The 20,831-nt window shown below is 69.7% G+C and carries 20 protein-coding genes; 7 read left to right on the forward strand and 13 right to left on the reverse strand.

Features of this window, described 5'->3' with window-relative positions:
* Positions 1 to 6 precede the first annotated feature (6 nt).
* Positions 7 to 1,524 carry a BCCT family transporter gene (locus tag AC07O4_RS26440; RefSeq protein WP_495306080.1) on the forward strand — a complete coding sequence of 506 codons (1,518 nt, stop codon included), beginning with the start codon at positions 7 to 9 and terminating at the stop codon, positions 1,522 to 1,524.
* 128 nt (positions 1,525 to 1,652) lie between these two features.
* On the opposite strand, the gene AC07O4_RS26445 is transcribed toward AC07O4_RS26440, so the two are convergent.
* Complete coding sequence (locus AC07O4_RS26445; RefSeq protein WP_495306081.1) at positions 1,653 to 2,108, reverse strand: hypothetical protein; 456 nt, start codon at positions 2,106 to 2,108, stop codon at positions 1,653 to 1,655.
* A gap of 172 nt (positions 2,109 to 2,280) precedes the next feature.
* On the opposite strand from AC07O4_RS26445, the gene AC07O4_RS26450 reads away from it, so the two are divergent.
* The gene (locus AC07O4_RS26450; RefSeq protein ID WP_495306082.1) at positions 2,281 to 2,670 is read left to right on the forward strand and encodes a VOC family protein; all 390 of its coding nucleotides are present in this window, start codon (positions 2,281 to 2,283) and stop codon (positions 2,668 to 2,670) included.
* A complete protein-coding gene (locus AC07O4_RS26455; RefSeq protein WP_495306083.1) occupies positions 2,658 to 3,086 on the forward strand; it encodes a glycerate kinase in 429 nt (142 codons plus the stop codon). The genes AC07O4_RS26450 and AC07O4_RS26455 overlap by 13 nt, the downstream gene beginning before the upstream one ends.
* A gap of 31 nt (positions 3,087 to 3,117) precedes the next feature.
* Here the strand turns inward: AC07O4_RS26455 and AC07O4_RS26460 are convergent, their stop codons facing one another.
* Positions 3,118 to 4,110, reverse strand: a complete 993-nt coding sequence (locus AC07O4_RS26460) for a recombination-associated protein RdgC (protein ID WP_447740217.1) — start codon at positions 4,108 to 4,110, stop codon at positions 3,118 to 3,120.
* A 134-nt stretch (positions 4,111 to 4,244) separates the two neighbouring features.
* Here AC07O4_RS26460 and AC07O4_RS26465 point away from each other — a divergent pair, with 134 nt between their 5' ends.
* The gene (locus AC07O4_RS26465) at positions 4,245 to 5,198 is read left to right on the forward strand and encodes a branched-chain amino acid transaminase (protein ID WP_095949799.1); all 954 of its coding nucleotides are present in this window, start codon (positions 4,245 to 4,247) and stop codon (positions 5,196 to 5,198) included.
* Between the two features lie 8 nt (positions 5,199 to 5,206).
* Positions 5,207 to 5,416, forward strand: coding sequence for a zinc-finger domain-containing protein (locus AC07O4_RS26470; protein WP_007836801.1), 210 nt, complete (start codon positions 5,207 to 5,209; stop codon positions 5,414 to 5,416).
* A 49-nt stretch (positions 5,417 to 5,465) separates the two neighbouring features.
* Here AC07O4_RS26470 and AC07O4_RS26475 read toward each other — a convergent pair whose 3' ends face one another.
* The 6 genes from AC07O4_RS26475 to AC07O4_RS26500 form a co-directional block, all read right to left on the reverse strand.
* Positions 5,466 to 6,695: an O-antigen ligase family protein gene (locus tag AC07O4_RS26475; protein ID WP_495306084.1), complete on the reverse strand. Its 1,230-nt coding sequence runs from the start codon at positions 6,693 to 6,695 to the stop codon at positions 5,466 to 5,468.
* Positions 6,696 to 6,759: 64 nt separating this feature from the next.
* Positions 6,760 to 7,968: an ATP-binding protein gene (locus AC07O4_RS26480; protein WP_495266467.1), complete on the reverse strand. Its 1,209-nt coding sequence runs from the start codon at positions 7,966 to 7,968 to the stop codon at positions 6,760 to 6,762.
* Between the two features lie 16 nt (positions 7,969 to 7,984).
* Positions 7,985 to 8,707, reverse strand: a complete 723-nt coding sequence (locus AC07O4_RS26485) for a response regulator (protein WP_062476797.1) — start codon at positions 8,705 to 8,707, stop codon at positions 7,985 to 7,987.
* Positions 8,708 to 8,900: 193 nt separating this feature from the next.
* Positions 8,901 to 9,722 (reverse strand): beta-ketoacyl synthase chain length factor, encoded by an 822-nt coding sequence (locus AC07O4_RS26490; protein WP_495306085.1) that lies wholly within the window; start codon positions 9,720 to 9,722, stop codon positions 8,901 to 8,903.
* Positions 9,719 to 10,921, reverse strand: coding sequence for a beta-ketoacyl-[acyl-carrier-protein] synthase family protein (locus AC07O4_RS26495; RefSeq protein WP_174254409.1), 1,203 nt, complete (start codon positions 10,919 to 10,921; stop codon positions 9,719 to 9,721). Before AC07O4_RS26495 ends, AC07O4_RS26490 begins: the two co-directional genes overlap by 4 nt.
* A 155-nt stretch (positions 10,922 to 11,076) precedes the next feature.
* A complete protein-coding gene (locus AC07O4_RS26500; RefSeq protein WP_070063493.1) occupies positions 11,077 to 12,471 on the reverse strand; it encodes an AmpG family muropeptide MFS transporter in 1,395 nt (464 codons plus the stop codon).
* Between the two features lie 61 nt (positions 12,472 to 12,532).
* Here AC07O4_RS26500 and AC07O4_RS26505 point away from each other — a divergent pair, with 61 nt between their 5' ends.
* The gene (locus tag AC07O4_RS26505) at positions 12,533 to 13,387 is read left to right on the forward strand and encodes a M48 family metallopeptidase (protein ID WP_070063492.1); all 855 of its coding nucleotides are present in this window, start codon (positions 12,533 to 12,535) and stop codon (positions 13,385 to 13,387) included.
* A gap of 18 nt (positions 13,388 to 13,405) precedes the next feature.
* Here AC07O4_RS26505 and AC07O4_RS26510 read toward each other — a convergent pair whose 3' ends face one another.
* Both AC07O4_RS26510 and AC07O4_RS26515 read right to left on the reverse strand, forming a co-directional pair.
* Complete coding sequence (locus AC07O4_RS26510) at positions 13,406 to 14,368, reverse strand: tripartite tricarboxylate transporter substrate binding protein (RefSeq protein ID WP_390347288.1); 963 nt, start codon at positions 14,366 to 14,368, stop codon at positions 13,406 to 13,408.
* Positions 14,369 to 14,408: 40 nt separating this feature from the next.
* Positions 14,409 to 15,659: a flavin-dependent oxidoreductase gene (locus AC07O4_RS26515; RefSeq protein ID WP_495306086.1), complete on the reverse strand. Its 1,251-nt coding sequence runs from the start codon at positions 15,657 to 15,659 to the stop codon at positions 14,409 to 14,411.
* Between the two features lie 72 nt (positions 15,660 to 15,731).
* Between AC07O4_RS26515 and AC07O4_RS26520 the strand changes: the two genes are divergently transcribed.
* Positions 15,732 to 16,631, forward strand: a complete 900-nt coding sequence (locus AC07O4_RS26520; RefSeq protein WP_495306087.1) for a LysR family transcriptional regulator — start codon at positions 15,732 to 15,734, stop codon at positions 16,629 to 16,631.
* A gap of 3 nt (positions 16,632 to 16,634) precedes the next feature.
* Here AC07O4_RS26520 and AC07O4_RS26525 read toward each other — a convergent pair whose 3' ends face one another.
* The 3 genes from AC07O4_RS26525 to AC07O4_RS26535 are packed head-to-tail and all read right to left on the reverse strand — an operon-like array spanning position 16,635 to position 20,825.
* Positions 16,635 to 18,638: a DUF4034 domain-containing protein gene (locus tag AC07O4_RS26525; RefSeq protein WP_495306088.1), complete on the reverse strand. Its 2,004-nt coding sequence runs from the start codon at positions 18,636 to 18,638 to the stop codon at positions 16,635 to 16,637.
* Positions 18,639 to 18,654: 16 nt separating this feature from the next.
* On the reverse strand, positions 18,655 to 19,464 hold the full coding sequence (locus AC07O4_RS26530) for a DUF1266 domain-containing protein (RefSeq protein WP_354345299.1): 810 nt from the start codon (positions 19,462 to 19,464) through the stop codon (positions 18,655 to 18,657).
* On the reverse strand, positions 19,461 to 20,825 hold the full coding sequence (locus tag AC07O4_RS26535; protein ID WP_495306089.1) for a hypothetical protein: 1,365 nt from the start codon (positions 20,823 to 20,825) through the stop codon (positions 19,461 to 19,463). Before AC07O4_RS26535 ends, AC07O4_RS26530 begins: the two co-directional genes overlap by 4 nt.
* Positions 20,826 to 20,831 lie beyond the last annotated feature (6 nt).

The raw sequence follows: 20,831 nt of genomic DNA on the forward strand, positions 1-20,831 counted from the left end.
CCCCCCATGCAACTCATCGTCTCCGCCGGGCTGATCGCCGTGGTCGTGCTGTGGGGGCTGGTGTCTCCCGCGTCGCTCGACCGCGTGTTCAGCACCGCGCTTGCCGACATCACGCGCAACTTCGGCTGGTTCTACCTGTGGGTGGTGCTGGGGCTGGTGGTGCTGGCGTTCTTCCTGGCCTTCAGCCGCTTCGGCGACCTGAAGCTGGGCGATGAAGACGACGAGCCCGAGTTCTCCATCGGCGCCTGGTTCGCGATGCTGTTCGCGGCCGGCATGGGCATCGGCCTGGTGTTCTGGGGCGTGGCCGAGCCGATCTCGCACTACGCGAACCCGCCGCCGGGCGTGACCCCCGGCACGCCCGATGCGGCCGGCGTGGCCATGCGCTACGCCTTCTTCCACTGGGGGCTGCACCCCTGGGCGATCTACGGCATCGTCGGCCTGTCGATCGCCTTCTTCAGCTTCCGCCGCAAGGCGCTGCCGCTGGTCAGCTCGGCCACCGAGGCGCTGCCGTGGCGCTTCGTGCAGCGGCTGTCGCCGGCCTTCAACGTGCTGGCCGTGGTGGCCACCGCCTTCGGTGTCGCGGCCTCGCTGGGCATGGGCGCGACGCAGATCAACAGTGGGCTGCATGCGGCCTTCGGCGCGGAGATTGGCCGCTGGACGCAGGCGGCGATCATCGTGGTGACGACGGTGCTGTTCATCACCTCGGCGGTCACGGGCGTCGAGCGCGGCGTGAAGTGGCTGTCGATGGGCAACCTGGTGCTGGCGGCGCTGCTGGCGCTCACGGTGCTGGTGGTGGGGCCGACCATCGCCATCGTCGAGACCTTCACCAACACGCTGGGCTCGTACCTGGCCGAGTTCGTGCGCATGAGCCTGCGCATGAACCCGTTCCGCAACAGCTCGTGGGTGGCCGACTGGACGCTCTTCTACTGGGCCTGGTGGCTGGCGTGGTCGCCGTTCGTGGGCCTGTTCATTGCGCGCGTGTCGCGCGGCCGCACGATCCGCCAGTTCATCCTGGGCACGGTGATCGCGCCCACGCTGGTGGGCTTCGCGTGGTTCTCGGTGTTCGGCGGCGCGGCGCTCAACTTCGAGATCTTCCAGGGCGTGCCGCTGGTCGAGTCGGTGAAGGCCGACGTGTCGACCACCATGTTCGTGATGTTCAAGGCGATGCCCATGGGCGGGCTGCTGTCGATCGTGGCGACGCTGCTGGTGTTCGTGTTCTTCGTGACCTCGGGCGATTCCGCGACGCTGGTGCTGGGCATCATGAGCACCAAGGGCAACCCGAATCCGCCGGCCCGCGTGAAGATCACCTGGGGCGTGCTGGTGGCGGCCATTGCGCTGAGCCTGCTGTTCGCGGGCGGCATCAAGGCGATCCAGACGGCGACCATCGTGTTCGCGCTGCCCTTTGCGTTCGTGATCCTGCTGATGGCGCTGTCGGTCACGCTGGCCATCCGCGACGACTGGAACGCCGAGCAGAAGCGCGAACGCGAGCTGCGACGCAAGATGCGGCAGCTCGTGAACTGGTAGGGCGGACAAAAAAACGCCCGGCGCGCGGTGGACACGCGCCGGGCCTACCCTCCCTGGCCTCCCTGGCCTCCCTGGCCTCCCTGGCCTCCCTGGCCTCCCTGGCCTCCCTGGCCTTCTGTGTTCTTTGCTTAGCTTCCGATGTGCATCGTGAACGCCGGCCCGTTGTTGAGCACGCACTGGCCGCTGCCCAAGGTGGCGGAGTTCATCGTGTACTGGCAACTCAGGTTGCCGCCGCGACTGCCGGTGGCGTTCGCCACGCCGGTGGTGCGCGAGCCGGCCACGCGGGTCGCCTCTCCCTGAAACTGTTCGGCACCGATCTGTGCGCTGAAGTGGCCGCGGCCGTTCATGTCGTTGGTCACCGTGCCCCCGACGGCGCCGTAGCGCGCGGCTTCGGCGTTCGACGGATACAGCCGCGCGCTGAAGGTCTGTGACACAGGCCCCGGTGCCACGGCGTAGCTTTGCTGCGACGGCGCGACGGGAGCGGGTTGTCCGAGTGGCACCACGTAGCAACCGCTGAGGACGGTGCCCGCGAGTGTGGCGGCAAGGGTGAGTCGAACGAAGGTGACGGAACGCGGGATGTTCATGCGTTTCTCGGTGGCCCGGGCAGATGCCCGTGCGGCGAAATGTGCCCGCACCCGCCCCGGCACCGCGTGCCTTTCGCCGGGAGTACCGCTTTCTGCGCCCGGCGGTAGCCACGGCGGCTACTGCGACGGGGTCGGGGCCGCACAATCGCGGGCCGTTTCCCGCTGTCGCCGAATGAAATCCACCGCACCGCCCATTGCCGCCGTCATGGTCCACGTCACCGATGTGAACGCGGCACTGCGCTGGTACGCCGACGCCTTCCCCGATGCCGTGCCGATGTCGATCGGCTCGCCAGCCTTCGAGTGCCTGTCGGTCCACGGTGTGCTGCTGGAACTCGTGCCGGCCGACGCGAAGGTCGGCGCCGGTGCCTCGGGCTCGGTCGTGTACCGGAACGTCGCCGACTTCGATGCGGCGCTGGCCCATCTCGAGGCCTGCGGCGCGCCGCTGTACCGCGGCCCCTTGCGGCTGGAGGGCGACGAGCACATGGCGCAGGTGCGCGACCCCTGGGGCAACTGCCTCGGCCTGCGGGGGCCTTCCACCGGGCGGCGACAATGCGCCCCATGAATTTCCAGAAATTGCTGGTGCCCGTGGGGGCCGTCGTTCTCCTCGGCCTGTCCTGGCACCAATACGGATGGGCCGGCGTGGCGTTCGCCGGCGGTGCGATCGTGATGTTCCTGCTGATGCACTTCAACCGCACGATGCAGGTGCTCAAGCGGGCCGCCGACCGGCCCATCGGTACGGTGGCGAGTTCGGTGATGCTCAACGCCAAGCTGAAGCCCGGCGTGACGCTGATGCACGTCATCGCGATGACGCGCGCGCTCGGCGAACAGCGCTCGCCCGAGAACGAGCAGCCCGAGCTGTACCGCTGGACCGACGCCGGCGGCTCCTACGTCGATACCGTGTTCAACGGCGGCAAGCTGCAGAGCTGGACGCTCACGCGGCCCGAGGCGTCGGCTGACGAAGAAACGCCCGCGGCCTGAAGGCGGCGCGGGCGCTTCGCCTTAGCCTTACTTAGAACGGCGCGTCTTCTTCTTCGGGCGTGTCGGCCTGCGCCGCAGGCGCGGTGGCCGCAGCCTTCGGCGCTTCATCCGGCGGTGCCGCCGAGAACGCCGCCTCGCCGCCCAACGCATCGAGCAGCGCCGGCACCAGCTGGCCGAGTTCGCCGGTGGCAATGGCCACGTCGGCGTCGAAGTTGTCTTCCTTCTTGCCACCCGCCGCGCCGTCGCCCGTGCCTTCGAGGAAGGTGATCTTGCGGATCAGCAGGCCGTGCGTGAGTTCGAAGGACACGCGGTCGTCCCAGGTGAGCGCCAGGCGCGTCGGTCGCTTGCCGTCGGTGATGTGCTGCTTGACCTCGTCGATGTCCAGCGCGTGCTTGGCGTAGCGCACCACGGCCTTCGAGTCGTCGGAGGCCTTGAGCTCGCACTCGCGGTCGATGCTGAAGCCGGCCGGCGGCTCCTGCGTCAGCAGCCAGTTGGCCATGGCGGCGGCCGGCTCGATCTGCGTGTTGATCAGCGCCACGGCAAAGCCGTCGAGCGACTTCACGAGGCTGGTGACCACTTCGTCGGCGCGCGCGGCATTGCCGCAGTTGATCACGAGGCGGTTCTCCGCCTTGTCGATCCACACCGTGACGCGCGCGCTGCGCGTGAAGGCCATGGGCAGCAGCTCCAGGGTGATGTCTTCCTTGAGCTCCTTCTTTTCCTTCTTGCCGGGCTTGCGGCCGGTGGTCGTCTCGATGTGGGCGCAGCGCTCGTCGAGCTTGCGGCGCACCACGGAGCCGGGGACTTGCTTGCTCTCGATCATGTACTCGACCAGCCACTGGCCGTCGATGGATTCGACCAACGGGCCGTTGGCTTCGCCGCGCGGCTCGACCCAGCCGGCGGACTTTTCCTGCGAGGGGCCGCAAGGCACGAAGCGTTGCTTGCCGAGCCCTTCTTCTGCCTCGGTCAGTGATTGGGACCAGGCAGGTTCGATGCGATAGACGATGACGTTCTTGAATACGGACACGGGAACCCTTTTTCCACTGGTTGGCACAACCGGCCATTGTCGGGCACCCGGTTCCGGGCTCGGCCGTAAAATCGAAAGCTTTTGCGACTTCCCAGTGGGTCGCACCCCCACACCGCTCCCAAAGGAATCAGGAAATGAGCTCGATCCCCCCCTCGCTGGACGACCGTGACGGCAAGATCTGGATGGACGGCGAACTCGTGGACTGGCGCGACGCCAAGATCCACGTGCTGAGCCACACGCTGCACTACGGCTGCGGCGCCTTCGAGGGCGTGCGCGCCTACAAGACGGCCGACGGCGCCACCGCCATCTTCCGCCTGGCCGAGCACACCGAGCGCCTGTTCAACAGCGCCAAGATCCTGCGCATGAAGATCCCGTTCTCGCAGGAACAGCTGAACGAAGCCCAGAAGCAGGTCGTGCGCGAGAACAAGCTCGAGAGCTGCTACCTGCGCCCCCTGATCTGGATCGGCTCCGAGAAGCTGGGCGTGAGCCCCAAGGGCAACAAGATCCACGCCATGGTCGCGGCCTGGTCGTGGGGCGCCTACCTCGGCGAAGAGGGCATGCGCCGCGGCATCCGCGTGAAGACCTCCAGCTACACCCGCCACCACGTCAACATCACGATGACGCAGGCCAAGACGGTGAGCAACTACACCAACTCGATCCTCGCCAACATGGAAGCGCTGGACGACGGCTACGACGAAGCACTGCTGCTCGACGCGAGCGGCTTCGTGTCCGAAGGCGCGGGCGAGAACGTGTTCGTGGTCAAGGGCGGTGTGGTCTACACGCCCGACCTGTCGGCCGGCGCCCTGAACGGCATCACGCGCAACACCATCCTGCACATCTGCAAGGACCTGGGGATCGAGCTGGTGCAAAAGCGCATCACGCGCGACGAGGTGTACGTGGCCGATGAGGCCTTCTTCACCGGCACCGCCGCTGAAGTCACGCCCATCCGCGAACTCGACCGCATCGAGATCGGCAACCGTGGCGACGGCGGCGCGCGCGGCCCGGTCACCGAGAAGATCCAGTCGGCCTTCTTCGACATCGTGAACGGCAAGAACCCCAAGTACGCCCACTGGCTCACGAAGGTCTGAGGAACAACATGTCCACCAATGCAGTCGTCGAACTCCTCGCGAAGGAGCTCAACCACCAGGGCGGCGTGTTCTGCCCCAGCCCCAAGGCCGACATGAAGCTCTGGAACAGCCACCCGAAGGTCTACCTCGACGTGGCGCGCACCGGCGAAGCCAAGTGCCCGTACTGCGGCACGGTGTACCGCCTGAAGGCGGGCGAGACCGTGTCCAGCCGCCACTGAGCGGCCAGGCGGAAAAAAGAAACCGGCCCTTGCGGCCGGTTTTTTCGTTTCAGCTTCGCTGGGCCCTCGGCCACAGGCCGCGCCACGGATCGGGGTCCTGCGATTCCTGCGCCAGCCGCAGGTAGACCATCGCGATCCACAGCACGGCCAGCCCGATCTGCGCATCGCGCATGGCAGAGTTCACGCTCGACGCGATGAGCGCGATGAGCGTGGCGGCCAGCGCGTAGCGCCCGGCGATGTCGGGCCGGCGCCAGGCCTGCCAGACGGCGACGAGCATGATCGCCAGCAGGCTCAGGATGCCCGGGATACCGCTCTGCGCGCCCACCCAGAGGAAGTCGTTGTGCGGCATGTTGGAGTCGGCGAACAGCGCCGGGCCGCGCTTGTGCCACTGGTCGGTCCAGCCGCCGATGCCCCAGCCCGCGACGGGCTGGTCGGCGATCATGGCGCCGGTGTCGCGGTACATGTAGTAGCGGATGATCCAGCTGCCGTGGAACACGGCGCCGGTCTGCGCCTTCTCGAGTTCCTCGATGCCGGTTTCGACCTTCTGCTGCAGCTGCGGCAGCTGGTACAGGCTTGCGCCGATCACCACCGCGCCCAGGATCAGCGCGGCCGACAGCGCCTTCAGGTGGTTCTTCCACTGGTGCAGGCAGACCACCGGAATCACCAGCAGCAGCGCCAGCACCGAGGTGCGCGAGGTGAGCGGCAGCGCGACGACGGCGCCCAGCCCGAGCACGAGCGCGAAGGCCGCCAGTGCGCGCAGGGGCCGGTGCCCCGTGATCTGCGACAGCCCGTAGACCGCCGCGCTGGCCGCGACGATGCTGAACAGCAGCGCGTTGCTGATCGACTTGTTGCCCACTTCCATCACCACGCCGCGCAGCGCGCCTGGTACCGGAAAGCCCAGGCTGTAGTGCAGCACGATGAGCACGATGTTGAGCGCCGCGATCAGGAGGAAGCCGCGCAGCGCCCACAGCGCCTCTTCGCGCGTGAGCGCCATCGCCATCAGGAAGGTGAAGGCGATGCGCAGCCCGTGGAACAGGTTGGAGGGGGTCTCGGGGTAGTGCGGCCGCACGGCCAGCACGATGAAGGTCCACGCCACGTAGGCGACCACCGGCCACCACAGCGGGTTGGCGCGCAGCCTTGCATAGCGCTCGCGCAAGCCGCCGCCCACCAGCAGGGCAAGCAGCAGCACGATGGCCGACAGGTAGGTGACGCCGACCGGCATGAACACCACCAGCCCCCAGAACATGGCCGCGGGCCGAACGATGTGCGATCTCTGCATAGGGCCGGGATTTTAGGTGGGGGCTTTTGCCCGAACCTGACTTGACCCTGCGCGTCCGCGGGCGTCAGTGCGGTGCGGCGATGGTGCCTTTGGCCGGCAGGCAGATCACGAAGCTCGCGCCGCCACCCGGCCGGTCTTCGCAGCGCACCGAGCCGCCGTGGCGCTCGGCGATCGACTTCACGAGCGCCAGCCCCAGGCCGACGCCGCCGTTGCGCTCGCTGGCGCCCGGCAGGCGGTAGAAGGGCTCGAAGATGCGTTCGCGCAGCGTTGCCGGCACGCCCGGCCCGCGGTCGTTGACGCGCACCGTGGCGTAGCCGCCGGCGCTGCCGAGTTCGACGCTGATCTCGCCGGCGCCGTAGCGGCGGGCGTTCTCGAGCAGGTTGCGGATCGCGCGGCGCAGCAGGCGCGACACGCCCGGCACGGTGAGCGTGGCGTTGTCGGTGCCTTCGGCCAGGTCGAGTTCGGCGTTCACCTGCGCGCACTCTTCGGCGGCCAGACCGGTCAGGTCGACGGCTTCGATGGTGCCCATGTCGGCCTCGCTGGCGTCGAGCCGGCTGGCCAGCAGGATCTCGTCGATGAGCTGGTCGAGCTCGCCGATGTTGCGCGAGATTTCCTCGCGCGCCGCCGGGCTGGGCTGATCGCCCATGAGTTCCAGGCCCATGCGGATGCGGGTGAGCGGCGAGCGCAGCTCGTGCGAGGCGTTCGCCAGCAGCGACTTGTGGGAACGCACGAGCTGCTCGATGCGTTCGGCGGAGGCATTGAATCGCTTGGAGAGATCGGCCACTTCGTCTTGTCCTTCCTCGATCACGCGCGCCGAGAGGTCGCCCTCGCCCCAGCGCTGCACGCCGCGCTGCAGGGTCTCGAGCCGCTGGGTGATGCGCCGCACGATCGGGTAGACGCCCAGCGCCACCGCCACGCCCACCAGCGCAATCATCCAGCCCAGCCCGAACGGGGTGCGCCAGGGCGCGAAGCCGCCGGTGCCGGTAGGGCGCTCGCGCGGCGCCACGCGCAATGTCATGTCGCGGCCGTCGCTCAGCTGCACATCGAACTCCAGGCCCTGGCCGGGCACGCGCATGGCCTTGCCGGTGCCGATGGTGCGGTCCTGGCTGTCGAGCACGACCACCTCGCGCGGCACCGGCGCCAGGCGTTCGCGTTCGGCCTCGGCGGCCACGCGCACGATCCAGTTGGCCATCAGCGTGAGGATGACCACGCCGCCGACCACCGCGAGCCAGATGCGGACGTAGAGGTGGCGGCGGTAGAGGCTGCGCAGCATCGCGGGGCGGTCCTGGTCAGTCCTGTTGCTTGGCGAACACGTAGCCCACGCCGCGCACCGTCAGGATGCGCTTCGGGTTCTTCGCGTCGACCTCGATGGCCGCGCGGATGCGGCCCATGTGCACGTCGATCGAGCGGTCGAAGGCCTCGAGCTCGCGGCCACGCACGGCTTCCATGATCTGGTCGCGCGTGAGCACGCGGCCCGCGCGCTCGGCCATGGCCACCAGCAGGTCGAACTGGTAGGAGGTGAGGTCGGCCAGCGCGCCGGCCACCGACACGGTGCGCGCGTTGCGGTCGATCTCCAGCGTGCCGAAGCGCATCACCGTGGAGGCTTCGGCCTCGGTGGCGTTCTCGCTTCGCCGGCGCAGCACGGCGCGGATGCGCGCCAGCAGCTCGCGCGGCTCGAAGGGCTTGGGCAGGTAGTCGTCGGCGCCGATCTCCAGGCCGATGATGCGGTCCATCGGGTCGCCCTTGGCCGTGAGCATCAACACCGACACCTTGGCCAGCGGGCCGGGCAGGGCGCGGATGCGGCGGCAGACCTCGAGGCCGTCGGTGTCGGGCAGCATCAGGTCGAGGATCACCAGGTCGGGCGCGTGCTGCTGCAGCTGCTCCAGGCCGGTGGCGCCGTCGCCGGCGTGGTTGAAGGCGAAACCCGACTGCGTCAGGTACTCGCCCACCATCTGCGCCAGGCGGGCGTCGTCTTCGATCATCAGGAGTTGGGGGGTGCTCATGCGCTTCATGGTCGTTCACCGGGAGCAAGCGGGCTTGAACGCTCCGTAAAGTTGGGTAAACGCAGCATCGCCCTGTCAACCTGGATCGCTGCGAAAAACATAGCGCCTCGCCCAGGTTGCGTGGGCGCCATGCGGCAATGATGACGTACCGGGGCGCGGTTGCGTGTGTCAACACGCACCGCCGCCCCCGGGCGCAGGCCGGTCAGCCCGCGGACTGCAGGCGCAGCCGCAGGGCCAGCGCGGCCGACAGCGGCAGGTCGATGGGCGCATCGGCGCTGCCCGGAGCCTGGGCCAGCGCCTCGAACAGGGGCAGGGCGTCGGCCATCGGGTTGATGTCCTTCAACGTGGCGGCGGCGGCCGAGCGCGGCGCCGTCGCTGTGCCGGCGGCGTCGCCGACCAGCGACCAGTCGAGGCTGGCCACGGTGCGGGCCGTGCGTTCGGGTGCGATCACCAGCGCCACGGCCAGCAGGCCGCGGCTGTCGGTCACCGAGGCCAGCGCGCCGACCGTGGGGGCGTCGTAGCCCACCAGCAGCACCGGCGTCTGGTCGGCTGCGCACTGCACGGCCGCTTCGAGCAGGCCGGCGGCAAAGCTGTGGCCGTAGGCCGAGACGGCGTTGCTGGCCGCCATGCAGCCGGTGCCGATGGTCCAGTAGCCCACGGCCGCGTTGTGCACCGAGTTGTGGAACTTGGTGGGCGACAGCATCTTCGGGTCGCCCGCGAGCGTGCTGCACATGTAGTCGTTGATCGACAGGTCGCCGTGCGCCGAGGTGAACACGCAGGGCACGTCGGCCGCGGGCCGGTCGGCGCCCGCGATGGCCGCGGCGGCCACTTCGAGCGCCAGCGCCACGGTGTCGGGCGCGCGGCGGCGCTCGGCCGGGGCCAGCACCTGCGGCGAGGGCCGCTTGGCAGGCGGATCGGCCAGCGCGCCTTCGCCGCGGAAGGCCGCGCGCGCGGCCTCCCAGCCGGGCAGCGTGGGGGTCCAGAAGGCGGGGCCTTCGATGTAGAGCGTCGGTGGCGTGTTCATGCGGCCACCGCCTTGCCGAAGACCAGCGCGCAGTTGTTGCCGCCGAAGCCGAAGGAATTGGACAGCGCGTAGCGCACCTCGCCCGTCGCAGGTTCGAGCTTGATCTGCGGGCCGAAGCCGTCGTCCAGCGTGCGCGTGTTGACCGTGCCCGGCATCAGGCCGCGCTCGATCGCCAGCAGGCAGACGACGGCCTCGACGATGCCCGCGGCGCCCAGCGTGTGGCCCATGAAGCCCTTGGTCGAACTGGCGTGCGTGCGCGCCGGGAAGCGGCGCGCCACCAGCGCGCCCTCGACCTCGTCGTTCTTCTGGCTCGCCGTGCCGTGCATGTTGATGTAGTCGATGGCGTCGGCAGCCAGGCCCGCGCGCGCCAGCGCGTCGTCGAGTGCGCGCTCGGCGCCCAGGCCCTCGGGGTGCGGCGTCGACATGTGGTGCGCGTCGCTCGCTTCGCCGTAGCCCAGCAGCTGAGTGGCGCTCTCGCCCGCCTGCACGCGCTCGACCAGCGCAAAGCCGGCTGCCTCACCGAGGCTGATGCCCTTGCGGTCGGCATCGAAGGGGCGGCAAGGCTCGGTGGAGACCAGCTCCAGCGAGTTGAAACCGAACAGCACGCTGCCGCACAGCGTGTCGGCGCCGCCGACCACGGCCGCGTCGGCCAGGCCCAGGCGGATCAGGCGCTCGGCGGAGGCGAACACCTTGGCGCTGGACGAGCAGGCGGTGGAAATCGTCTCGCTCGGGCCGTCGATGCCCAGCACCTGCTGCACGAACATGGCCAGCGAATGCGGCGTGTGGACGGCCGCGCGGCGCTGGTCCGGCGGAAAGTTGCCGTCGGCGTCGAGCTGCGTGTAGGCCAGCTCGGTCTCGCCGATGCTGGCCGTGGAGGTGCCGAGCACCAGCGCGATGCGCGTGGCACCGTACTTCTGGCGCGCGGCGGCGACCGCCTCGAGGAAGCCGTCGGCCTGCAGGCCCAGCCAGGCCAGCCGGTTGTTGCGGCAGTCCCAGAACGCGGCCGACTCGGGCAGGCGCACGTCTTCCAGGCCGTCGACGCGGCCGATCCAGGTCGGCAACGGCGCTTCGCCGAAATCGTTGGCGCGCAGGCCGCTGCGCGAGTGCGCGAGTGCGTCGGCGTGCGCTTCCTTGCCGACGCCGACGGCCGAGGTGGCCGTGTAGGCACTGATTTGAAGGGGAGAAATTCGGGACGGCACGATGGATGTGGGAGCAGGCGACAGGCGAAAGGGCGTCGGCGACAGAAGAAAAAGCGGGAAAGCGCAATTTTCACGCAATGAATGTCGCAGCCTACCAGCGTTGCGTATCAGGTTGCGTCGGCTGTTTCCTATAGATGACAGCTCCGGCGCAGGCCCTATTGACGCTCGCCGTCGCCTGTGCGGGCCGCCATGCGCGAGGCCAGCGCCACCAGCAGCAGCACCGGCACGCCCAGCAGCGCGGTGGCGGTGAAGAAGGTGCTGTAGCCGTAGGCGTCGACAAACGCGCCCGAATAACCGGCGATGAACTTCGGCAGCAGCAGCATCAGCGAGCTGAACAGCGCGTACTGCGTGGCCGAGTAGCTGATGTTGGTCAGGCTCGACAGGTAGGCGATGAAGGCCGCCGAGGCGATGCCGCCGGCCAGGTTGTCGGCCGAGACCACCGCGATCAGCGCCGTCAGGTCGTGCCCGCGCGTGGCCAGCCAGGCGAACAGCAGGTTGCTCGCGGCGCTCAGCACGGCGCCCAGCATCAGCACCCGCATCACGCCCAGGCGCATCGACAACACGCCGCCCACGAAGGCGCCCACCAGCGTCATGATCACGCCGTAGATCTTGCTGACCGTGGCCACCTGGTCTTTCGTGAAGCCCATGTCCACGTAGAAGGGGTTGGCCATGATGCCCATCACCACGTCGCTGATGCGGTAGATGGCGATCAGCGCCAGGATCAGCGCCGCCTGCCACTTGTAGCGGCGGATGAAGTCAGCAAAAGGCTCGATCAGCACGCTTCGCAGCCATTCGCCCGCGTTCTTCGCCTTCGGCAGCACGCGCCGCACCGGTTCGGGCGACAGCAGCACCGTGAGCACGCCGACCGCCATCGAGGCCGCCATGACGAGGTAGGCCGTCTTCCAGGCGCCGTTCTGGTAGGCCGCCGCGCCGGTGACGGCCACGGCGGGCGCCACCTCGGCCCAGGCCGCGACCCACAGCACGCCGGCGCCGGCCCAGATCATCGCCAGCCGGTAGCCCGTTTGATAGGCGGCGGCCAGCGCGGCCTGCTTGCGCGTCTCGGCCGATTCGATGCGGAAGGCGTCCAGCGCGATGTCCTGCGTGGCCGAGCCGAAGGCCACCAGCAGCGCGCACCAGATCAGCGGCTGCAGCCCCAGGCGCGGGTCGTTCATCGCCATGCCGACGAGCCCGACGATCACCATGCCCTGCGCCAGCAGCAGCCAGCCGCGCCGGCGTCCGAGCAGCGTGGTCAGCGGCGGCAGCGGCAGCCGGTCAACCAGCGGCGCCCAGACCCACTTGAAGCCATAGGCCAACCCGACCCAGCTCAGGTAGCCGATGGTGGTGCGGTCGATGCCCGCCTCGCGCAGCCGGAAACTCAGCGTGCCCAGCACCAGCAGCAGCGGCAGGCCGGCCGAGAAGCCCAGCGCGAGCATGCGCAGGGTGGCGGGTTCGAGGTAGACCTTGAGCGCGTCGCGCCAGGGCAGGGCGGCGCTCGCGGGGGCTTGGGTGGGTTCGGCGGGCGGTGCGGACATGAGTGGGGGATTGTCCATGAGCTATGGAGGACATCGACGCGCCCGCTCGTCTCCATTTGTTCCTATCATCCGGGCACCTATGTGCACACGATGCGAACGCCCCCTTTCCGCCCTCTCCGAAGCCTCGGCCTGGAACCCGCGCCGGGCCTTCCTGCTGGCCGCCGCCGGTGCCGCGCTGAGCGCACCGGCACTGGCGCAGGTCAACGTCGGCAACGCCTCGGTGGCGCGCAACCTCGTGCCCGCCGACCAGATCGAGGCGGCCGGCGTGCAGCAGTACGGCCAGCTGCTCGAACAGGCGCGCGCCAAGGGCGCACTGGCCGGTGACGGCAACCCGCAGCTGCAGCGCCTGCGCACCATCGCGCAGCGGCTCATTCCCTTCGCCCTGCCGTGGAACACCCGCGCCCGCGAGTGGAAGTGGGAGGTGAACCTCATCGGCAGCAAGCAGATCAACGCCTTCTGCATGCCCGGCGGCAAGATCGCCTTCTTCACCGGCATCCTCGAGCAGCTCAAGCTGAGCGACGACGAGGTCGCGATGGTCATGGGCCATGAAATGGCGCACGCGCTGCGCGAGCACGCCCGCGCGCGCATGGCCAAGAGCGTCGGCACCGGCGCGGCGCTGTCCATCGGCGCGCAACTGCTGGGGCTCGGCCAGGTCGGCGACCTCGCGGCGCGCGCCGGCACGCAGCTCATCACCTTGAAGTTCAGCCGCAGCGACGAGACCGACGCCGACCTCGTGGGCCTGGAGCTCGCCGCGCGCGCGGGCTACGACCCGCAGGCCTCGGTGTCGCTGTGGAAGAAGATGGCCACCGCTTCCAAGAACCAGGGCGGCCTGAGCTTCCTGTCGACCCACCCGAGCGGGCCGGACCGCATCGCCAAGCTCGAGGCGAACGTGCCGAAGGTCGAGAACCTGTACCGGGCGGCTGCGCGCAAGTAGCTGCGCTTCCCGCCGCGCTCAGTCGGCGGTGATGTTCCCCTTCTTCACCACCGTCGCCCAGCGCTGCGCGTCCTTCTGGATCAGCGCGCCGAACGCCGCCGGCGTCGAGCTGGCGGGCACCATGCCCTGCGACTCGAAGGACTTCGCCACCTCGGGCGACTTCAGCACCGCGGCGATCTCCGTGTTGAGCCGTGCCACCACGTTGGCCGGCGTGCCCTTGGGCGCGAGCACGCCGTACCACATGTCGACGTTGTCGGCGGTCACGCCGGCCTCGGCCAGGGTGGGCACGTCGGGCAGCTGCGGCAGGCGGTGGCCGCTGCCGGTGGCGAGCGCCTTGAGCTTGCCGGCTTGGATGTGCTGCAGCGCCACGTGCACCGGCAGGAACATCGCATCGATGCGCCCGCCGAGCAGGTCGGTGACGGCACCGGCCGTGCCCTTGTAGGGCACGTGCAGCAGGTCGGTGCCGGTGCCCTGCATCAGCAGCGCCATCGACAGGTGGTGCGGCGTGCCGACGCCGGGCGTGGCGTAGGTCAGCTTGCCGGGGTTGGCCTTGGCGGTGGCCACCAGCTGCGCGAGCGAACCCGCCTTCTGGGTGGACGGGTTGGTCACCAGCAGCAGCGTGCCCCACGAGGTCTGCGACACCGGCGTGAAGTCGGCCACGGGGTCGTAGGCGAGCGACTTGTACAGGCCCTTGTTCATCACCAGCGTGTTGACCTGCACCAGCAGCGTGTAGCCGTCGGGCTTGGCGCGCGCCACCTTCTCGCTGCCGATGTTGCCGCTCGCGCCGGCCAGGTTCTCCACGATCACCGGCTGGCCGAGCACGGCGGGCAGGCGGGCCGAGAGCTGGCGTGCGATCAGGTCGATGCCGGTGCCGGGCGTGTAGGGCACCACCAGCGTCACCGGCTGGTCGGGCCAGGCATGGGCCGCGGCGGCGCTGGCCGCGACCAGCAGGGTGGCGAAGGTCCGGGTCAGAAATCTCATGGGGTCTTGTCTCCGTCTTGATCTGTGAATGTGCCGGCGCTCAGAGGTACGACGCGCGCGCCTTCAGCGCCGCCGGGTCGTAGCCGGCCACGCGCTTGTAGTGGTCGGAGATCGCCTGCAGTTCCTGCTGCGTGACGATCGCGTCGAGGTTCTCGACGCGCCGGCCGCCCGAACGCTCGAACACCTCGCGCAGGATGGTGTCGGGCGGGTTGCTGCGGTTGGTCAGCACCACGTCGGTGGTGGCCTTCACGCGCACGCGGTCGTAGGTCTCGAGCGCAGCGATGCCCACGCCCTCGCGCTTCATCGCACCGGCGAGAAAACGCGCGTCGATGATCGCCTGGCCCGCGCCGTTGGAGCCGCGCGGCACCATCGGGTGCGCGGCGTCGCCCAGCAGCGTGAGGCGGCCGTGGCTCCAGCGCGGCAGCGGGTCCTGGTCGACCATCGGGTACTCCAGGATGGTGTCCGAGGCCAGGATCAGCGCGGGCACGTCGAGCCAGTCGAAGTGCCAGTCGGCGAAGGCGGGCAGGAAGTCCTCGAGGCGGCCGGCGCGGCTCCAGTCGCGCATCGCGGGCTGGGGCGCGTGGATCTCGGCGACCCAGTTCACGAGCTGGCGGCCCTGGTCGTCGATGTCGTTGCGGATCGGGTAGATCACCATCTTGCCGACGGTGAGCCAGCCCGCGCGCACCATGCTGCCGCCCGAGAGAAAGGGCTTCCAGGCCGCGGTGCCGCGCCACATGTTGATGCCCGAATAGCGCGGCGCGCCCTCGTTCGGATACAGCTGCTTGCGCAGCGCCGAGTGGATGCCGTCGCAGCCCACCGCGACCGCGCCGCGCACCGGCGCGCGGCCGTCGGCGAAGTGCACCGTCACGCCGTCGGCGTCCTGTTCGACGCCGGTGCAGCGGTGGCCGCACTGCACGCTGTCGGGGCCCAGGCGCTTCAAGGTTTCGTTCAGCAGCACGGTCTGCAGGTCGCCGCGGTGGATCGAGTACTGCGGCCAGTCGTAGCCCGCGTGCTGGCCGGCGGGCTCGCGGAACACCAGCTGGCCGTGCTCGGTGAAGAAGACCGCCTCCTGCGTGCGCACGCCCACGGCGTCGAGCGCGTCGAGCAGGCCCAGCTCGGACAGCTCGCGCACCGCATGCGGCAGCAGGTTGATGCCCACGCCGAGCGGGCGCAGCGCGGGCACGGCCTCGTACACGCGGCAGGCGATGCCGGCCTGGTGCAGGCTCAGGGCGAGGGTCAGGCCGCCGATGCCGGCGCCGAGGATGATGACTTCGTTAGGTGCGGTGCTCATGGGGTCCGTATTGGGACCGCAAACGAGGTATATGGGAAATTTAGATGTGATATGGATTTATCATGAATCCTTATGAACCTGACCACGCGCCAGATGCGCGCCTTCCTGCAGGTGGCGCGCATCGGCAACTTCACCCGCGCGGCGGAGCAGGCGCACATCACCCAGGCCGGCCTGAGCATCCTGATCCGCGAGATGGAGAAGCAGCTCGGCTGCCGCCTGTTCGACCGCACCACGCGCATGGTGAGCCTCACGCCGGCCGGGCGCCGGCTGCTGCCGGTGGTGGAGCGGCTCGTCACCGACCTCGATGACGTGGCCGCCGAACTCGGCGCCGAGGGCGATGCGGCGCGCCAGACGCTGCGCATCGCGGCCACGCCGCTGGTGTCCTCGCACCTGCTGCCCTGGGTGTTCGCGAGTTTTCGCGCCGCGCATCCGCAGGTCGTGCTGCGCCTCTTCGACGCCGACCTGCGCGACGTGGAAGCGATGGTGGCCGCGGGCGAGGCCGACCTCGGCCTGGGCTTTTTCTTCAAGGCGGCGACGGGGCTCGACCGCACGCCCGTGGGGCGCTTCGAGCTGATGCGGGTCACGCAGGCCACGGCCGACGGCGAACCGGTCGGCACCGCGCCCTGGTCCGCGCTGCGCGGCGCCACGCTGATCGGCCTGCCGCCCGGCAACCCGATCCAGAAGGTGATCGAACGACAGCTCGGCGAGATCGGGCTGGCCGACGCGCAGCGGCCCGCCTTCAACTTCTTCGGCACGCTGATCTCGATGGTCGAGGCCGGCTTCGGCACCGCCGTGATGCCCACCTTCGCGCTCGCGGCCTGCCGCCGTCACCGCGTGAAGACCGACGTGCTGCTGAAGCCGCGCGTGGGCATGGACTTCTTTCGCCTGACCAAGCGCGGCACGCACGAGACCGAGGCGATGCGCGCCTTCAGCGAGACGCTGGCGAAGGCCTTGCCGGCGCTTTCTCGGTAGCCGTCAGACCATCGCGTTGTCGCCGCCCGGGATCTCGTGCGCCTTGATCTGCCGGCGCGTGAGCTTGTAGAGCGTGGACGACAGGAAGCCGTCCTGGTGGGTGTTCTTGGTGACGTTCACCACGAACTCGTCCTCGGGCGCCACGGCCTGCGCGCCCATGATCCAGCGCACGCTCTCGCGGTAGTTGTAGAGCACCTTGTCGTTGGCGTCGGCCAGCAGGGTCGACAGCGTGGCCATGGCGATGGCGTCGCCGTTGGTCGCGTGCTCGCGCACGAAGTCCAGGTGGCGGTGGCGCACGGGGATATCGGACAGGTCGCTGATGAACATCAACGCGCCCTCGGTGGCGTCGTCGTGGCCCAGCTCGCGGGCTTTCAGCATGGCCTCGACCGCCTGCGCCTGCAGCGCGGGGCGCTGCGCCGCGGGCGTGGCGTTTTCCCAGGCCATGTCGTGGCAGAGGTAGCCCAGCTTGTAGGCTGCGACGCTGTTGCCGGCCTGTGCCGCCTGGCCGTAGCAGTGCATCGCCTGTTGCCGGTCCTTGGTGCCGTGCTCGCCGCCCGCGTGGAAGATGCCGAGCGTGAGCAGGCATGAGGTGTCGCCGGCGGCCAGCCCCATCTCCAGGATCTCGAAGGCTTCCTGGTTGCGCGGCACGCGCCACAGTGCGCGCGCCAGGTCGTCCCAGTTCTCGGTGCCGGCGTTGCGTTCGCGCGCGGCCGCCAGCCAGGCGTTGCCGGTCGCCGCGTTGGGCACGAAGCCGAAGGCGCCCTTCAGGCTGCAGTAGCCGTGCAGGATCAGCGCGGTGTTGCATTCGTAGGCGTTGGCGCTGTTGCAGATGGCCTGGCCCAGCCACTGGCCGCCGGGGTCCTGCTCCAGGGCGACGTGCACGGCCATGTTCATCGCGTAGTCGTCGTCGATGGGGTGGTGGCTCTCGGCCTCGCGCAGGCAGGCCAGCGCTTCGGCGTGCTGGTCGAGCATGTAGTGGCTCACGGCCAGCCAGCGCAGGGTTTCCCAGCGGTGGTAGGGGTAGAGCGCCTCCTGGGCGCGCTGGCGCGTGGCGGCCATGCGCTGCTGCGCTTCGGCCGGGTCTTCGTCCTTGTCGACCGCGTTGCCCTGGTATTCGTCGCGCCAGATCTCGTGGCGCAGCCGGTCTTTCTCGACGTCGTTCAGGTGGGCGCAGGCGGGCGAGGCGATGAAGGCGCGCACGCGCTCGTGGCTGCCGCCCCAGCGCGGCTGCTGGAACCAGACGCACTGGCGCATGAAGAAGAACAGCCGCGGGTGCACGTGCAGCGTGGCATGAATCCAGTAGGACGTGCCGCTGATCACCTTGCGGCCCTGCACGGGCGAGGGCAGGGCGGTGGGCACGGCCTCGGGACAGGCGACGCGCTCGTCGTGCGCCAGGCCGGAGCGCGCGAGCTGCGCCAGCAGCTCGTCGCGGGTGGCCGCATCGTCGTCCAGGGAGAAGTCGTGCTGCAGCGGCTTGTCGGGCCAGCGGCCGCTGCGCACCAGCTCGGTCAGCCAGTCGGGCTCGTTGAAGGCCGAGGTGCTCTGCAGCAGCAGGGCGCAGGCGGTCCACATCGTGGGCGCGAGCGTCAGTGCGCGCAGGGCGGCCACGGCGCAGCGCGTGGCGCAGGCATGGGCGCATTCCCAGCCGAGCGCGGTGACCGTGCTGGCCCAGCCCGAGCCGCGGTACTCGTAGGCCCAGTGGTACCAGTAGTGCGCTTCGCAGAGCCAGGCGTGGGCCGATTGCGGGCGGGCGGCCTGCCACGCGGCCAGGCGGGCCAGCCCTTCGGCGCCGTCGGCGGTGCAGCCGGCCAGGTCGTCGGGCAAGGCGCCGTAGTAGCGCTCTTCCTCGTCGCGGTCTTGAAAGCTGGCGGCCAGCGCGTCGTCGAGCCGCTGGTCGAGTGCGGCGTAGTCGCCGGCGCGCAGCAGGGCGTCGATGTCGCAGAGCTTCCAGCGCGCGGGGGCGGGGGGAATCACGGTCGCTGCGGCGGAGGGCGTGTGGGTGGTCATGGGCGGGGCTCGCGCGTCAGGCCGACGCGGCAGGGGCGAGAGTGACGGGTTGGGGATCGAAGATGCGGTAGCGCTTCCAGGGCAGCGTGAGCCAGTTGCCCTGGGTGTTCTGCAGGTGCTCCTGCACTTCCAGCGTGGCGCGCGACGAGGCGGGGCCGTCCTGGCTGCTGATGCGCAGCCAGTGCAGCCGCGCCCGCGCATAGGCGTGGCCGAAGTCTTCCCAGCTTTCGAAGCTGTCCTGCGCGCGCTGTGCGTTGAGGAACAGCACCAGCCAGGCCTGCGACTCGGGCACCCAGCCCAGCAGCGCGATGCAGCGCACCAGGAAGGCGGTGCGCGCGCAGTCGAAGGCCAGCGCGTCGCGCACCTGGCCTTCTGCCGCGAGCTGTTCGTAGAAATTGGCGTGGGTGCGGCCGAGCCCGCCGACCCAGCCGACCAGCGCGGCCTGCATCTGCGTGGCGATGTCGCGCTCGGGCAGGTCGGCGGCCATGTTCATTTCGCGCAGCACCTGCTTGGCCAGCCGCTGGCGCTGCTCGGCGGGCACGTCGAGCGCCAGCGTGTCGCTGTCGCAGCGCAGGCCGTTGCGCAGCAGCAGGATGTCGCCGAGCGCCAGCGCCCAGCGGCGGCGGTTGGGCACCACCTTGCCGGCGTCGGCCCGGGCCTGCGCGGCGCGCACCGCGAGGTCGGCGTTGGCCTTTTCCATGTGGCCGATCGCCGTGCCCGAGCCGCGCACGACGATGCGGAATGCCGTGCGCACGACGAACCACGCGATGCGCACCCCGAGGTACAGCAGGCCCAGGAACACAACGATGACGATGGCCTGCGTCATGGCAATGCCGCTCCCAGCGGCGGCGCGCACACGGCGGCGCTCAGCGAGATGCCTTCGATCTCCAGCATCGCGGCGGGCGTCGGCGTGGGGGCTGCTTGCAGCGACGGCGGCAGCCGGTTCGCGGGCAGCGTCAGCCGGGCGGCGGCGGCCACCGCCACGTCCATCTGGCGCAGCCGCGCCAGCTCGTGCGGCGCGATGCGCAGCAGCAGCCATTGCAGCGCCGGCGGCGGCTGCTCGAAGTGCTCGATCAGGTGGAAGTTGCCGCTCATCACGCTGAGCAGGAAATCGGGGCTTTGCACGTCGGTCACGAACTTCCATTCGCCCCGGGCGGCGTCCGAGGCCTCGGGCTCGAACACCAGGCCCATGCCCTCGCAGTCGCTGTGGCGCTCGCCGCGCGGCGGCAGCGTGCGCAGGAACTGCAGCACGTCGTCCGCGTACTTGCGGATCGGGTGGCGGTTCTGCTTGCCCTTGATCTGGTCGACCCGCAGCCCGTCGGGATGAACGTCGAGGCTGATGGTCACGTGCGGCAGGTTGCCCGCGCTGCGCAGCGTGAACAAGCGCAGCCGGCCGCTCTGCGCGGCGCTGGCGTACTGCTCGCCGTAGCCGCCGTTCAGCTTCTTGATGTTGGCGAACTGGCCCAGGCAGTGCTGCATGTGGAACGACTCGTAGGCCATTTCCTCACGCAGCGCCGCATGGCTGCCGATGAACTCGAAGATCACGCCGTTGGGCGTGCGCAGCACTTCCTTCAGCGCCAGGCCGCTGCTGGGCACCCAGCCCTTGTTGCGCTTGGCCTGCATGCGCTGGTGCTCCTGCTCCCACAGGGCCATGGCCATGAAGCAGGTGATGCGCTGCAGCTTCTGTTCGAGCCGCGTGCCGCGCCGCGAGCGCAAAAACTCGACCAGCATGCGTTCGCGGTCGACCAGCAGCAGGTGGTCGGGGTCGAGGTAGTAGAAAGTTTTCGGGGCGGCTTCGGCGGCCGGCGATTCGGCCTTGTTGCCCTTGTTGCCCTTGGACTTTTCCTTGTCCTGCGCGGACGCCGCGTTCACCGCGACAGGGGCGCGCGGCTGCAGCTGCTTCGCCAGCCACTCGGGCAGTGGCTTGTCGGGCCCGGCCGCGGCCAGGTAGTCGGCGGGCGACTGCACCGGCAGCACGTTGCCGAAGCTGCCGATGGCCCAGCGGAAGAAGTGGTTCTGCAGCCAGGCCGCCATGTCGGCGTCGTCGCCGCGCTCGGCGCTGCGCCGCGCGATCGCGGCCTTGACTTCGGGCGCGTTCACCACGTCGCGTGGCAGGTACACCGCCGTCGCCGCGGCCGTGGGCGGCGAGGACGGGTTCGTGGACGGAGACGGAGTCGGGATCGGCATCGACGG

It is taken from the genome of Variovorax sp. GW821-FHT09D04, assembly GCF_059416405.1.

Coding starts and splice junctions, on each gene's coding strand:
- AC07O4_RS26440 (WP_495306080.1), top strand. CDS start 7: ATGCAACTCATCGTCTCCGCCGGGCTGATCGCCGTGGTCGTGCTGTGG.
- AC07O4_RS26445 (WP_495306081.1), bottom strand. CDS start 2,108: ATGAACATCCCGCGTTCCGTCACCTTCGTTCGACTCACCCTTGCCGCC.
- AC07O4_RS26450 (WP_495306082.1), top strand. CDS start 2,281: ATGAAATCCACCGCACCGCCCATTGCCGCCGTCATGGTCCACGTCACC.
- AC07O4_RS26455 (WP_495306083.1), top strand. CDS start 2,658: ATGCGCCCCATGAATTTCCAGAAATTGCTGGTGCCCGTGGGGGCCGTC.
- AC07O4_RS26465 (WP_095949799.1), top strand. CDS start 4,245: ATGAGCTCGATCCCCCCCTCGCTGGACGACCGTGACGGCAAGATCTGG.
- AC07O4_RS26470 (WP_007836801.1), top strand. CDS start 5,207: ATGTCCACCAATGCAGTCGTCGAACTCCTCGCGAAGGAGCTCAACCAC.
- AC07O4_RS26475 (WP_495306084.1), bottom strand. CDS start 6,695: ATGCAGAGATCGCACATCGTTCGGCCCGCGGCCATGTTCTGGGGGCTG.
- AC07O4_RS26480 (WP_495266467.1), bottom strand. CDS start 7,968: ATGCTGCGCAGCCTCTACCGCCGCCACCTCTACGTCCGCATCTGGCTC.
- AC07O4_RS26485 (WP_062476797.1), bottom strand. CDS start 8,707: ATGAAGCGCATGAGCACCCCCCAACTCCTGATGATCGAAGACGACGCC.
- AC07O4_RS26490 (WP_495306085.1), bottom strand. CDS start 9,722: ATGAACACGCCACCGACGCTCTACATCGAAGGCCCCGCCTTCTGGACC.
- AC07O4_RS26500 (WP_070063493.1), bottom strand. CDS start 12,471: ATGGACAATCCCCCACTCATGTCCGCACCGCCCGCCGAACCCACCCAA.
- AC07O4_RS26505 (WP_070063492.1), top strand. CDS start 12,533: ATGTGCACACGATGCGAACGCCCCCTTTCCGCCCTCTCCGAAGCCTCG.
- AC07O4_RS26510 (WP_390347288.1), bottom strand. CDS start 14,368: ATGAGATTTCTGACCCGGACCTTCGCCACCCTGCTGGTCGCGGCCAGC.
- AC07O4_RS26515 (WP_495306086.1), bottom strand. CDS start 15,659: ATGAGCACCGCACCTAACGAAGTCATCATCCTCGGCGCCGGCATCGGC.
- AC07O4_RS26520 (WP_495306087.1), top strand. CDS start 15,732: ATGAACCTGACCACGCGCCAGATGCGCGCCTTCCTGCAGGTGGCGCGC.
- AC07O4_RS26525 (WP_495306088.1), bottom strand. CDS start 18,638: ATGACCACCCACACGCCCTCCGCCGCAGCGACCGTGATTCCCCCCGCC.
- AC07O4_RS26530 (WP_354345299.1), bottom strand. CDS start 19,464: ATGACGCAGGCCATCGTCATCGTTGTGTTCCTGGGCCTGCTGTACCTC.
- AC07O4_RS26535 (WP_495306089.1), bottom strand. CDS start 20,825: ATGCCGATCCCGACTCCGTCTCCGTCCACGAACCCGTCCTCGCCGCCC.